Annotated in this window: 15 protein-coding genes; 11 read left to right on the plus strand and 4 right to left on the minus strand. The window is 71.0% G+C overall.

Annotated elements, in window-relative coordinates; genetic code table 11:
- Positions 1-8 precede the first annotated feature (8 nt).
- On the minus strand, positions 9-368 hold the full coding sequence (locus JYK02_RS24710; protein ID WP_207054512.1) for a thioredoxin family protein: 360 nt from the start codon (positions 366-368) through the stop codon (positions 9-11).
- A 212-nt stretch (positions 369-580) separates the two neighbouring features.
- On the opposite strand from JYK02_RS24710, the gene JYK02_RS24715 reads away from it, so the two are divergent.
- Complete coding sequence (locus tag JYK02_RS24715; protein WP_207054514.1) at positions 581-1,723, plus strand: SMI1/KNR4 family protein; 1,143 nt, start codon at positions 581-583, stop codon at positions 1,721-1,723.
- Positions 1,724-1,827: 104 nt separating this feature from the next.
- On the opposite strand, the gene JYK02_RS24720 is transcribed toward JYK02_RS24715, so the two are convergent.
- Together JYK02_RS24720 and JYK02_RS24725 are read right to left on the minus strand one after the other, a co-directional pair.
- Positions 1,828-2,103 (minus strand): hypothetical protein, encoded by a 276-nt coding sequence (locus JYK02_RS24720; RefSeq protein WP_207054516.1) that lies wholly within the window; start codon positions 2,101-2,103, stop codon positions 1,828-1,830.
- Positions 2,104-2,218: 115 nt separating this feature from the next.
- Positions 2,219-2,896: a SanA/YdcF family protein gene (locus JYK02_RS24725; RefSeq protein WP_207054518.1), complete on the minus strand. Its 678-nt coding sequence runs from the start codon at positions 2,894-2,896 to the stop codon at positions 2,219-2,221.
- A 235-nt stretch (positions 2,897-3,131) separates the two neighbouring features.
- On the opposite strand from JYK02_RS24725, the gene atpG reads away from it, so the two are divergent.
- The 10 genes from atpG (at position 3,132) to JYK02_RS24775 (ending at position 12,114) form a co-directional block, all read left to right on the plus strand.
- Positions 3,132-4,028 carry an ATP synthase F1 subunit gamma gene (atpG, locus tag JYK02_RS24730; RefSeq protein WP_207054520.1) on the plus strand — a complete coding sequence of 299 codons (897 nt, stop codon included), beginning with the start codon at positions 3,132-3,134 and terminating at the stop codon, positions 4,026-4,028.
- A 318-nt stretch (positions 4,029-4,346) separates the two neighbouring features.
- Complete coding sequence (atpD, locus tag JYK02_RS24735; protein WP_207054522.1) at positions 4,347-5,792, plus strand: F0F1 ATP synthase subunit beta; 1,446 nt, start codon at positions 4,347-4,349, stop codon at positions 5,790-5,792.
- 9 nt (positions 5,793-5,801) lie between these two features.
- Entirely contained in the window at positions 5,802-6,359 is a 558-nt protein-coding gene (locus tag JYK02_RS24740) for a hypothetical protein (protein ID WP_207054523.1), read from the plus strand.
- A 29-nt stretch (positions 6,360-6,388) separates the two neighbouring features.
- A complete protein-coding gene (locus JYK02_RS24745) occupies positions 6,389-6,793 on the plus strand; it encodes a F0F1 ATP synthase subunit epsilon (protein WP_207054524.1) in 405 nt (134 codons plus the stop codon).
- 118 nt (positions 6,794-6,911) lie between these two features.
- Positions 6,912-7,181, plus strand: a complete 270-nt coding sequence (locus JYK02_RS24750; RefSeq protein WP_207054525.1) for a hypothetical protein — start codon at positions 6,912-6,914, stop codon at positions 7,179-7,181.
- A 414-nt stretch (positions 7,182-7,595) separates the two neighbouring features.
- Positions 7,596-8,627 carry an ADP-ribosylglycohydrolase family protein gene (locus tag JYK02_RS24755; RefSeq protein WP_207054526.1) on the plus strand — a complete coding sequence of 344 codons (1,032 nt, stop codon included), beginning with the start codon at positions 7,596-7,598 and terminating at the stop codon, positions 8,625-8,627.
- Between the two features lie 190 nt (positions 8,628-8,817).
- Positions 8,818-9,222, plus strand: a complete 405-nt coding sequence (locus JYK02_RS24760; protein WP_207054527.1) for a phage holin family protein — start codon at positions 8,818-8,820, stop codon at positions 9,220-9,222.
- The gene (locus JYK02_RS24765) at positions 9,219-9,731 is read left to right on the plus strand and encodes a hypothetical protein (RefSeq protein WP_207054528.1); all 513 of its coding nucleotides are present in this window, start codon (positions 9,219-9,221) and stop codon (positions 9,729-9,731) included. The genes JYK02_RS24760 and JYK02_RS24765 overlap by 4 nt, the downstream gene beginning before the upstream one ends.
- A 36-nt stretch (positions 9,732-9,767) precedes the next feature.
- Positions 9,768-11,114 carry a cytochrome ubiquinol oxidase subunit I gene (locus JYK02_RS24770; protein WP_242588877.1) on the plus strand — a complete coding sequence of 449 codons (1,347 nt, stop codon included), beginning with the start codon at positions 9,768-9,770 and terminating at the stop codon, positions 11,112-11,114.
- Complete coding sequence (locus JYK02_RS24775; protein WP_207054530.1) at positions 11,104-12,114, plus strand: cytochrome d ubiquinol oxidase subunit II; 1,011 nt, start codon at positions 11,104-11,106, stop codon at positions 12,112-12,114. The genes JYK02_RS24770 and JYK02_RS24775 overlap by 11 nt, the downstream gene beginning before the upstream one ends.
- Here JYK02_RS24775 and JYK02_RS24780 read toward each other — a convergent pair.
- Entirely contained in the window at positions 12,104-12,631 is a 528-nt protein-coding gene (locus tag JYK02_RS24780) for a hypothetical protein (protein ID WP_207054531.1), read from the minus strand. The two genes, JYK02_RS24775 and JYK02_RS24780, sit on opposite strands and share 11 nt — an antisense overlap.
- Positions 12,632-12,651 lie beyond the last annotated feature (20 nt).

Genomic DNA, 12,651 nt, shown 5'->3' on the forward strand with positions numbered 1-12,651 from the left:
TGGGCGGCTCAGGCCTGCGCCTTGGCGCCGCCGGGCAGGTGGTCCCGGATGACGCCCAGGAAGTACGGCTTGCCGTAGTACTGGCTCATCTTCCCCAGCAGCTTCCCGTTGCGGAACAAGAGGAAGGTGGGGATGCCGAACAGGCCGAAGCGCGTGGCCAGGGCCTCGTGCTCGTAGGCGTTGACCTTGACGACGCGCATGGGGGCGCCGTCCAGCTCCTTGAGGAGCTCCGGCTCGGCGGCCGCGTAGATGTCGCAGTTCGGGCAGCCGGGGCCCCAGAAGTCCACGACCACCAGCTCGTCGCGGGGTTCCATGACGAGCGCGTCGAAGGTCTCGGGGGTCGCCTCGAGGCTTACGGGATGGGCCATGGCGTCTTCCTAACGCCCCGGGGAGCGGGCTTCCATCCGGGTTGCCAGCCCCAGGGGCAGGCGGGCAGGGGGGATGGAGGGGGCGGGCGTGTCAGGTTGTCCAGGTATGTCTACAGGCGTCGGGTGGACGAAACCCGACATGCACACTGCGCACGGGGGCTCAGGCGCCGTAAGGTGCGAGCCCTGGTGGCTGTCGATGTCGTGGAGGGGTCATGCACGAGTGGTTGGAGGCACTGCGCAAGTCGGCGAAGGCGACCTCGGAGGGTGTGCAGGCGGAGGAGGTCCGCCGCGCGGAGACGGAGTGCGGCGTCCCGTTCCCCGAGGACCTGGCGGACCTGTATCAGGCGCTCAACGGCGGTGAGTTCCAGGGCGAGGTGCGGCTGTACCCGCTGCGTGGCGACGAGGGTGCGCCCAGCGTCCTGGAGAAGAGCCGGCTGATGGTGGTGGGCCTGCCCGCCGCGGGCGTGTGGCGCTTCGGGTTGAAGGGGGCGCACCGGCACCTGTTCGTCGCGCGCAAGTCCGCGATGGAGGAGCAGGGGGACGGGGGTGGGCCGCTGCCCGGCTGGGTGGAGGCGATGGACGGGGACGACTGGGTCTTCGGCACCTGGGACGGTGAGAAGAAGGAGATGCGGCTGTACCGCACGCTCAAGGACATGCTCGAGGTGCTGATTCCGCCGGTGGAAGAGGTGGAGAGCTTCGGGGAGCGGACCTTCGCGCGAGCGATGAACGCCGTGCTCCAGGGCGCGCTGTCCGGAGCCGCGGCGGAATCGGCGGCCGAGGACGAGGAAGCGCCCTCGGGCCGTGGCCGCGACTACACGAGCGACCTGGCCGCCCTGGCCCGTGAAGCGGCCGAGGCCGACGACGAGTCCGAGGTGTCCAGCGAGGAGGAGCTGGAGGCGGAGGTGGCCGAGGACGCCGGCGAGGAACTCGAAGCCGCCGAGCAGGGCGAGCTGTTCGAGGAGCCCGGGTCGAAGCGCCCCGCCGCGAAGAAGGCCCCGTCCAAGCCCGCGAGGAAGGGGGCTGTGGGCAAGGCCGCCGCGAAGAAGGGCGCTGCCGTAAAGGGAGCCACGGCGAAGAAGTCCGCCGCGAAGAAGGGGTCCCCCGCGAAGAAGTCTGCCGCGAAGGGTGCCGCCGCGAAGAAGGGCGCCGTTGCGAAGAAGGGCGCCGCGAAGGGCGCAGCCCAGAAGCGCGGCACTGCCTCAAAGGGCGCCGCCGCGAAGAAGGGCGCGACCGCGAAGAAGGGGGCCATCAAGAAGGGCGCCGCCGCGAAGAAGGGCGCTGCCCAGAAGCGTGGCGCGACCGCGAAGAAGGCCACGGGCAAGGCCGCCGCGAAGAAGTCCTCGCGTCGGTCCTGAGCCGTACGGTGGCCGGTCGGAACCCCTCGGGGTTCCCACCTGAAAACAAAGGGCGCGTCCCTCGCACGGGGACGCGCCCTGCCTTCATCCGCACCCGGCCCCGGCTACCCCTCGGGCAGCAGGTCCGGCGACTGGGCGCGCGGGCCCGGGTCATCGGGCTGCGCGGTCAACTCGCGCTCCTCTTCCTCGTCATCGGCCCGGCCGAAGCGCTGGATCTGATCCGGCAGGATGTCCCGCGCATCCGCCTCCTCCTCCAGAGGAGGCGTCGCCGCCAGGTCCTGGTCCGTGATGTTGATCTCGTCCTCTCCGGTGTCCGGGTTCCGGTGGCGCAGCGAGGTGGACTCGCCCACATCCTCGTCTCCGAGCTTGTTGAACCGCATGGGGTCTCCTCGACAGGGACGGTTGAGAAAAGCTCTCCGTGTCCCCACGAAAATGGGCCCCCAGAACGGGAGCGGCAATCCACTCCGCCCGCCTGCCTGCCGGGCCCACCCCCCGTCAGCGGGGAGCCGTCGCCGGCTGGGCGTCAGGGCTGCCGGGCTCCACCTCCAGCAGCACCATCGCCAGCGCGAGCACCCGGGAGAGCGTCTCACGCACCGTGTAGCGCCAGGGGGTCGCCCGTCCCTCGTCCGCCGCCACGCCCCACGCGTCGATGCCCACCGAGTTCGCGATGAACAGCGCCCGCGACAGGTGGAAGCGCTGCGTGACCAGCACCGCCCGGTCCGCCCCGAACACCGAGTGGGCCCTGAGGCAGCTGTCGTAGGTGGACAGCCCCGCCTCGTCCCCCACCACCGCGTCCTCCGGCACCCCGCGCTCCAGCAGGTAGTTGCGCATGGCCCGCGTCTCGTTGTGGAAGGGCGCGGAGTTGTCCCCGCTCACCAAGAGCGACCGCACCTTGCCCTGCCGCCAGAGCGCGATGGCCGCGTCCAGCCGCTGCGCCAGCACCGGCGACGGCACCGCCCCCGGCGCCAGCCCCGCCCCGAACACCAGCGCCACCGGGGCCTCCGGCGCCACCGCCAGCGGCACGATGCGGCTCTGGTAGCGCAGGCGCACGAAGTGGGACAGCCCCAGCAGCACGGCCACGGCCAGCCCGAGCAGCCCCAGGCCCCTGCGTACCCACACCCTGGTCGTGCCGCCAGCCTTCATGGACCCCGCGAAACAGTCGGAAGGGGCCATTCTCTTCCGGCGCCCCCAGGGGGCAAAGCACCATGGGCGGCCCCGGACCCGGAACTGTTCACGCCCGCCCGGCCCCCGGACGGCGGGGGCGGGGGGCCGTGGGCGGGCCCGCTCCGGGCACCGCGCCGTTGACCCGCTCCCGGCCCGCCTATATAGGGGGCCCGCCGTCCCTCATGGCCAGCCCGGGCTGTCTCGGGGCGCGCGCCGCACGTCGTCCCAGAGGAGTTTCCGGTCCATGGCGTCCCTTCGCGACATCCGCAAGCGCATCCGCTCGGTGAAGAACACGCGGCAGATCACCAAGGCCATGAAGATGGTCTCCGCCGCGAAGCTCCGGAAGGCGCAGGACGCCATCCTCGCCGCCCGCCCGTACGCGCAGACGCTGGAGCAGATCATCTCCGAGCTGGCCGTGCGCTCCGCCGACCAGGAGCTGGCGCACCCGCTGCTCGCCACCCGCCCCATCCGCCGCGTGGAGCTGCTGCTCCTCACGTCCGACCGCGGCCTCGCCGGCGGCTTCAACTCCAACGTCATCCGCCGCGCCAACCGCTACCTGTACGAGAACAGCAACCTCCAGGTGCGCGTCTCCACGGTGGGCCGCAAGGGCAACGACTTCTTCCGCAACCGCGGCCAGTCCATCCGCAAGGACTTCGCCGGCCTGTACGCGACGCTCAACTACCGCTCCGCCGCCAACGTCGCGGAAGAGCTGGCCGCCGCCTTCCTCAACGACGAGGTCGACGCGGTCTACGTCGTCTACAACGAGTTCGTCTCCGCCATCACCCAGAACGTCGTCGTGTCGCAGCTCCTGCCGCTGCAGCCCGCCGCCGTGAAGGCCGCCACGACTGCCACGCCCGAGACCGTCACGGCCGCCCCCGCTCTGGTGGACTTCAAGTACGAGCCGTCCCGCCAGGCCGTGCTGGACCGGCTGGTGCCCCAGGCGGTCAACATCAAGCTGTACCGGGCGCTCCTGGAGAGCGTGGCGAGCGAGCAGGGCGCGCGCATGAGCGCCATGGAGAACGCCACCAACAACGCCACGGACATGATCTCCAGCTACACCCTGCTCTACAACCGCACCCGCCAGGCGGTCATCACCAAGGAGCTCATGGAGATCGTCTCCGGCGCCGAGGCCCTCAAGTAGTCCGCCTCCCGTCCGGCAGCATCCCGGTTCCAGACGCAGGGCCCGTTGCTTCGCGCTCCCACGAGCGGCACGAAGCACGGGCCCTTCGTCGTTCCAGGCCCCCTCACCGGGCAGGCGGGGAAGAGGGAAACCGCAAGGGACTGGCGTCAGGGACACCACTCCGCTAAGCGGGACTTACGTGCGCGGACCCGGGAGGCTTGACCCTGCCGGGCACCCCCCGGTAAAGGGGGCCCGCCCACACCCCTCTTTCGGGGTCGATTTCCTGACGGGCGGCGGCGCCCCGGCCGCTCGCCATACGAGACAAGGCAGAGGAGTCCCATGAGCGCTCAAGTCCCGACGACTGGCAAGATCACGCAGGTTCTCGGCCCCGTGGTCGACGTGGAGTTCCCGCCCGGCGGGCTCCCTGAGGTGTACGCCGCCCTCAAGGTGACCAACCCCAACCTGGGCGCGGAGAAGGACAACCTCACCATCGAGGTGGCTCAGCACCTGGGTGAGAACACCGTGCGCTGCATCGCCATGGACTCCACGGAGGGCCTGGGCCGCGGCATGCCGGTGAGCAACACGGGCGCCCCCATCCAGGTGCCGGTGGGCAAGGCCACCCTGGGCCGCATCATGAACGTCACCGGCGAGCCGGTGGACGAGATGGGCCCCGTGAACGCCACCGAGTACTGGCCCATCCACCGTCCGCCCCCGCCGTTCACGGAGCAGGACGTGCGCGTGCAGATGTTCGAGACCGGCATCAAGGTCATCGACCTGCTCGCCCCCTACACCCGTGGCGGCAAGATCGGCCTGTTCGGCGGCGCCGGCGTGGGCAAGACGGTGCTCCTGCAGGAGCTCATCCGCAACGTGGCCGTGGAGCGCGGCGGCTTCTCCGTGTTCGCCGGCGTGGGTGAGCGCACCCGCGAGGGCAACGACCTGTACCACGAGATGCAGGACACCAAGGTCATCCAGACCGACAACCTGGAGAAGAGCCAGGCGGTCCTCGTGTACGGCCAGATGAACGAGCCGCCCGGCGCCCGCGCCCGCGTGGCCCTCTCCGCGCTGACCATGGCGGAGTACTTCCGCGACGTGGAGGGCCGTGACGTGCTCCTCTTCGTGGACAACATCTTCCGCTTCACCCAGGCCGGCTCGGAAGTGTCCGCCCTCCTGGGCCGCATCCCCAGCGCGGTGGGTTACCAGCCCACGCTCGCCACGGAGATGGGCGGCCTCCAGGAGCGCATCACCTCCACCACCAAGGGCTCCATCACCTCCGTGCAGGCCATCTACGTGCCCGCGGACGACCTGACGGACCCGGCGCCGGCCACCGCGTTCGCCCACCTGGACGCGACCACGGTGCTCAACCGCTCCATCGCGGAGCTCGCCATCTTCCCCGCCGTGGACCCGCTGGACTCCACCAGCCGCATCCTGTCCGCGGACGTGCTGGGCGCCGAGCACTACGCCGTGGCCCGCCGCGTCCAGGGCATCCTGCAGCGCTACAAGGAGCTCCAGGACATCATCGCCATCCTGGGCATGGACGAGCTGTCCGAAGAGGACAAGCTGTCCGTGGCGCGCGCCCGCAAGATCCAGCGCTTCCTGTCCCAGCCGTTCTTCGTGGCCAAGGTCTTCACCGGCAAGGACGGCCGCTACGTGAAGCTCCAGGACACCATCCGCGGCTTCAAGGAGATCGCGGACGGCAAGCACGACAGCATCCCGGAGAGCGCCTTCTACATGGCGGGCGGCATCGAAGAGGTGCTGGAGAACGCCCGCAAGCTGGCGGCGGCGTAAACGGCTTCCATGCGCCTGACCGTCGCGCTCGCCCTGATGCTCTGTGGTGCCGCGCCCTCCGCCCTGGCGGAGGAGCGCGCCAGCCGCGCACGGGTGAGCGCGAACGGGCTGTACAGCGTCCGCACGGTGGACGTGGGCGTGGGCAAGTGCCGGCTGGAGATGCTCAAGGAGAACGGGCCCCTCTGGTCGGCGGACGTGTGCGTGGGGACGGTGGACGACCTCTACTTCGCGTCCAATGACGGGGAGAAGGTCTGGGTGCTCTACCCGCTGGTGGAGAAGGGCAGGCCGCCCCCCGCCCAGGGCAAGAAGAAGCCGAAGGGCAGCGGCCTGGCGTGGGCGCGGGTGATGGTGGCGGCCCAGTTCGACCGCACCGGGCAGAAGCTCCAGGAGCGGCGGCTCACGGAGCTGATGACGACGAAGCAGCTGCCGGAAGTGCGCCAGCTGGCCCACCACCTCAAGTGGCTGGAGGGCACGCTGGGCATCCCGGGCAAGGGCCCCCGCTTGACGGACGCCGGGGTGTTGGAGTTCGAGCCGGTGGGCGCGAAGACCCAGCGGCTGACTTTCTGATGCGGTAGTGCGGTAGCACGAGGACCTTCATGGCCAAGCTGACTGTCGAGATCGTCACCCCCGAGAAGCGCATCCTGTCCGTGCAGGCCGACGAGGCCATCGTGCCGGGCGGAGAGGGCCTGTTCGGCGTGCGTCCCGGCCACACGCCGTTCCTGTCGCTGGTGGAGCCGGGCACGCTCACCCTCATCGAGGCGGGCAAGCAGGACCGCTACTTCGTGGCCGGCGGCTTCGTGGAGGTGAGCAACGACAAGGTGCTGGTGCTGGCGGACGCCGCCGAGCACGTCACCGGCATCGACGTCGCGAGCGCCCGCCGCCGCATGGAAGAGGCCCAGGCGCGCCTCAAGGACCTGAACACCGCGGACGCGCGCTACGCGCTGGAGCAGGCCGCGGTGCGCCGCGAGGCCGCGCGCATCGGCGCCGCCGAAGCCCGCTAAGGCGCCTCTCGCCTCGGTACCCGCGAAGGGTGGAGTCCGAAGCCCCCAGCCACACGGGGCCCGGCGCTCCACCCTTTTCGCGTTCCGGGGCCCGGACGTCGCATGATGCGGCGCTGTCATGAGCGCTCCTGAATCGCCCGTCCTGGAACTGTTCCACCGCATCGCGGATCCCCCGTCCGCCACCGCGCGCCGCTTCGTCACGGACCACGCGCTGGAGGACCGCGTGCGCTTCCGCAACCTCACCTATCCGGAGGTGGAGAAGGACTGGCTCGAGCGCGGCGGCCGAACGTCCCCCGCGCTGTGGGACGGCACGCGGCTGCATCAGGGCGCGGAGGCGGTGGTGGCGCGGCTGCTCGCGGTGGTCAACCTGGGCCGCGACGATTCGTGATCCGCGTGCACGCCGCTGGATGAAGTGAAGTCGCGCGCGTCAAGGTGAACACCTGAGCCCGTGGGCAGTGCACGCGCACGAGTCCACCCGTGCGTCCCTTTCGGTTCATGCGCAGCATTCGAAGTTGGACATGCACGCGTGCTCGCGCGTTTCAACGGGCTCGCCTGCTTGCTGAAACGCAGCGGGATGCGATAGCTACCGCGCCCCCGGTTGCGCCGTGGTGACGGCGGAGGAGGCGGACAGTGGCGACGCGCGCGGTGCAATCCAGCGGGACCTTTCTTGTCCAGCGCTCCACCGCACCCGCTCCGTGCACGTCAAGGCCCCATGATCGATCCGCCGTCACGTCGCGCGCCCACGCAGCGTTCATCTCGGTGCTCGTCCTTGGCTGAGGCTCGGGTAATCTCCGCCCCTCCGATGCCGCTGACTCCCGCAGACCGCCAGGACCGTTTTCATGCGGCATTCCTGGGGCTCGCCATCGGGGATGCGCTCGGCTTTCCGCTGAGGGGCATCCCCCCGGCGAGCCTGGCGCGGCTGCCCGGGCTGGCGGAGGACTTCGCGCCCCGGCCGCGCGGCAAGTTCGCCAAGGGCCAGTTCAGCGACGACACGCAGCTCTTGCTCGCGGCCGCGGAGAGCGTCATCCGCGAGGGCAAGGTGGACGGCCGCAGCGCGGCGGCGCACCTGGCGTGGCTGTGGCAGGAGGGCATCATCCTGCAGCCGCCGCGCAGCCTCTCGGAAGCGCTGCAGCGGCTGTCGGGCGGCACGCCGTGGATGAGCGCGGGGGCTCCGCTCGGCACGAAGTGCCCGTCGGTGCTCAGCCGCGCGCTGGTGGTGGGACTCTTCGAAAGCGGTCAGCGCGCGCGCCTGCCGCACGACGCGGGCGTGCTCACCGTCATCACGCACAAGGACCCCGTCTGCGCCGCCGCCGCGGCCGCGTTCGCGCAGGCCGTCGCGCTGGGCATGGAGGAGGAGGCCCTCACGCCCGCGGCCTTCTGCGAGGCGCTGGCGCTGTCCGCCGCCGTGCACGACAAGAACCTGGCGGAGGAGATCCGCCACCTGCCGCGCCTGCTCACCTGGGACACCCAGCGCGCCCTCAACCAGCTGCGCAAGGTGGGCGTGCCCCCCAGTGAGCTCAAGGGCGTGGACGGCCTGCCGTGCCACGTGGTGCCGGTGCTGCTCACGTCGCTGTACGCGACGCTGAAGGTGCCGCACGACTTCCGCGAGGCCGTGGTCCTCACGCTGCGCTGTGGCGGCGAGGCGGACGTGGCCGCCGCGCTCACGGGGGCGCTGCTGGGCGCGCACCTGGGCACCCGCGCCATTCCCGCCCGCCTGCGCAAGCAGGTGCTGTACGCGGAGAACCTGCTGGACACCTCGGACCGCCTGTTCCGGGCCCGCCAGGTGCGCGAGACGCTGGCCACGGCGATCGCGCACCAGAAGAGCCGCCGCTAGGTATCGGACACGGGTCCATCCCGTCGGGGCGGGAGCACCAGGCAGGCAGACGGACGAGGCCAGGGTGTGCGGCGGGACTTCTCCCGCCCACCCTTCCTGACCACCTTCAGGAACAGACCGGGGACAGCCGGGACGCCGAGCAGGCGTCCATTGGCGATGCCCCGGAAGTCATCCTGTCGGAGGCACGGTCGTGGACCTCGAATCGGAACGCCTGGAGCGCAGCCAGCTGGAGACGCTCTCCACCCCGGAACTCATCCGGCACGCGCTGTCGGAAACCCGCCTGTTGGTGAAGGCGGAGGTGATGCACGCCAAGAAGGAACTGAAGCAGGAGCTGCAAGCAGCCAAGCTGGCGGGCATCTTCCTGGGCGCGGGCGCTGTGCTCGCCCTCACGTCGCTGGCGGTGCTCTTCGTCGCGCTGGGCCTGGCCCTGCCCCTGGGGGACGCGGTGGGCGTGCTCATCGTGGGCGCGGTGCTGCTGGCCGTGGCCGGCCTCCTCCTGTTCCTGGGCGCCAAGCGGGTTCCCAAGAAGCCGCTGGTGCACACCCAGGAGCGCTTGAAGACGGACCTTCAGCTGACCCGGGAGACACTGCAATGAGCCAGGCCTCCGAGACCGAAACGCACAGCGACCACGCCATCACCAAGCGCATGGGTGACCGCGAGCAGGTGGAGCACACCGCGGACCGCATCCGCGACGAGCTGCTGCTCACCCTGGAGGAGCTGGACCGCCGGCGCACCCGCGCCACGGACGTGCGCTACCACGTCAACCAGCACAAGGACCTGCTCGTCACCGTGGGCGCCGCCGCCCTGGTGGCGGTGGGCCTGGGGGTGGGCATCGCCATCTACCGCGCCCGCCACCACGACGAGCGCGTGCGCCGCCAGCGCCGCAAGGCCCTGGAGCGCGCCTGGGCGCACCCGGACCGCGTGGCCACCAGCATCGAGGACAAGCCGCTGGGCGCCGAGCTGGGCCGCAAGGTGGTGATGATCTTCGCCACCTCGCTCGCCACCGCCGTGGCCCGCAACTCCATCCAGACGCTGGTCCCCTCGCGGACCGTCACCAAGGTGCCTGCGGACAAGGTGACTGTGGAGAAGAATAAGAAATCCTGAATGCGCAAAATGCGCGCATAAAGCAGACTGATGTTCATGACGGACCTGCTCTATGCGCGCGCGCAGATGGGGCTCTCGCTCGCGTTCCACATCGTGTTCGCGGCGGCCGGCGTGGCGTTGCCGGTGTTGATGGTGTTGAGCGACCTGAAGCACCGGCGCACGGGTGACGCCGACTACCGGAAACTCAGCGAGAAGCTGGCCAAGGGCACGGCCATCCTCTTCGCGGTGGGCGCGGTGAGCGGGACGGTGCTCTCGTTCGAGCTGGGCCTGCTGTGGCCGGAGTTCATGGGCCGCTACGGGGAAGTGATTGGCCTGCCCTTCAGTCTGGAGGGCGTGGCCTTCTTCACCGAGGCCATCTTCCTGGGCATCTACCTGTACGGCCGCGAGCGCGTGTCGCCGGGCCTGCACCTGTTCAGCGGCGTGATGGTGGCGGTGAGCGGCGCGGCGAGCGCGTTCTTCGTCACGCTGGTGAACACGTTCATGAACAACCCGTCCGGCTTCACGCCCACGCCGGCGGGGCCCACGGACGTGCAGCCGCTGGTGGCCATGTTCAGCCCCGGCTGGCAGTACCAGACGGCCCACGTGCTCCTGTCCTGCTATCAGGCCAGCGCGTTCGCGATGGCGGGCATCCACGCGTTCATCCTGCTCAAGCACCCGGGCGCGGCGTTCCACAAGAAGGCGCTGTCCGTCGCGCTGCCGCTCGCGTGTGTCACCGCGCTCCTGCAGCCGCTGGTGGGGGACCTGTCCGCGAAGCACGTGGCGCGCGAGCAGCCGGTGAAGCTGGCCGCGATGGAGGCGCACTTCCACACGGAGGCGGGCGCGCCCCTGAAGGTGGGCGGCTGGCCGGACGTGGAGACGCGCACGGTGAAGGGCGCCATCGACCTGCCGAAGGGGCTCTCCATCCTGGCGTTCGCGGACCCCGACGCGGAGGTGAAGGGGCTGGAGGAGTTCCCTCGCGACGTCTGGCCGCCGGTGCCCAAGGTGCACATGGCCTTCCAGGTGATGGTGGGCACGGGCAGCCTGATGGCGCTGCTCGCGCTGGCGACGCTGTGGCGCCGGTGGCGGGGCCGCGAGTGGCCGCACGGCAAGGGGATGATGCGCGCGTGGCTTTGGGCGGGGCCGCTGGGGCTGGTGGCGCTGGAGGCGGGGTGGCTCGTCACGGAGTGGGGGCGGCAGCCGTGGATCGTCCGGGACGTGATGCGCACGAGCGCGGCGGTGACGCCGGTGCCGCACCTGGCCGCGCCGTTCTTCACGTTCACGGCGGTGTACCTGTTCCTCGGGGTGACGGTGCTGTTCGTGCTCTGGCGGCAGGTGGCGGGCACGCTGCCCGGGTCCAAGACGCCCGGCGCGGGCGTGGACGGCGGGGTGGCCCATGTCCACTGAGACGCAGGTGCTGGGGCTCGCGGTGGCGGGCACGTTCGTGCTGTACGCGCTCCTGGGCGGCGCGGACTTCGGCGGCGGGGTGTGGGACCTCTTGGCGCGCGGGCCGCGCAAGGCGGAGCAGCGCGCGCTCATCGCCCGCGCCATCGGACCGGTGTGGGAGGTGAACCACGTCTGGCTCATCGTCGGGCTGGTGCTGCTGTTCAGCGGCTTCCCGCGCGCCTTCGCGGCGCTGAGCGTGGCCCTGCACGTGCCCCTGACGCTGCTGGTGCTGGGCATCGTGTTCCGGGGCACGGCGTTCACCTTCCGCGCGTATGACACTCGCGGCGACGTGGTGGAGCGCCGCTGGGGCGTGGTGTTCAGCGTCGCGAGCGTGGTGGCGCCGCTGCTTCTGGGCATGTGCGTGGGCGCGGTGGCCAGCGACGCCATCCGCATGCAGGGGCACGCGGTGGTGAGCGGCTTCTTCGCGTCGTGGCTGTCGCCCTTCGCGCTGTCGGTGGGCGTGCTGACGCTGGGGCTGTTCGCGTTCCTGGCGGCCGTGTACCTCACGCATGAGGCGCCCACGCGCGAGCTGGCGGAGGACTTCCGGCGCCGGGCGCTGGTGACGGGCGGGCTCCTGTTCCCGCTGGCCCTGGCCGCCCTGCTGCTGTCGCGCGAGGGGGCACCGCGCGTGTGGACCGGCCTGCTCCAGACGCCGTTCGCGCTGGCGCTGCACGGGGGCACCGCGGTGGCGGCGGTGACGGCGTTCGCGCTCCTGTGGACGCGGCGCTTCCGGGCCGCGCGGGTGGCGGCGGCCACGCAGGGCGGGCTCATCGTGCTGGGGTGGGCGGTGTCGCAGGCGCCTTATCTCGTCTACCCGCACCTGACGCTCCAGAGCGCGGCGGCGCAGCCGGTGGTGCAGCGGCTGCTGCTCGTGGCGCTCGCGGTGGGCCTGGTGCTGGTGGTGCCGTCGCTGGTGCTGCTGTTCCGCGTCTTCGGGCCCCGAGGGCAGCCTACGACTTGAGCACGGGGAACAGGGGCGGGTGCACGACGCGGGGCTTCTCCTCGCCCCGCGCCACCAGCACGCGGGCGCCTTCGAGCAGATCCTCCGCGTCCAGCGCCTCCACCACGGTGCGCGCGGCGGTGTCCGGGTCCATCACGCGGCAGTGCACGCGCATGACGCCGGCTTCCGTCTCGCCGCCCTCCACCTCGCCGTTGCCCGTCCAGCCGAGCGCGTCCGTGAGCAGCTCCTCCACGGCGTTGCGCTGCTCGAAGTCGTGGCCGGTGCCCTTGCCCTGCACGGTGTATTCAACGAGCAGCACGGCCATGGCGTCCGGCTCGGGCTCGTCGTAGCCGGCGTCCACCAGCGATTCGGCCTCCTGCGCGATGACCATGTCCGGGTCTTCGTCCGGCGGGACGGGGACGGCCTTCTGCTCGCCGCCGTCACCCACGGCGCCCCAGTGCACGGTGACGACGCCCTCGTGCTCCCACGCCTCCCAGTAGCGCAGGGTGTCGCCGTCCTTCTTGTAGAGCTTCAGCAATGCGTGGCCCTCATTCGCGC

The sequence above is a fragment of the Corallococcus macrosporus genome, assembly GCF_017302985.1.
Classification (GTDB): domain Bacteria; phylum Myxococcota; class Myxococcia; order Myxococcales; family Myxococcaceae; genus Corallococcus; species Corallococcus macrosporus_A.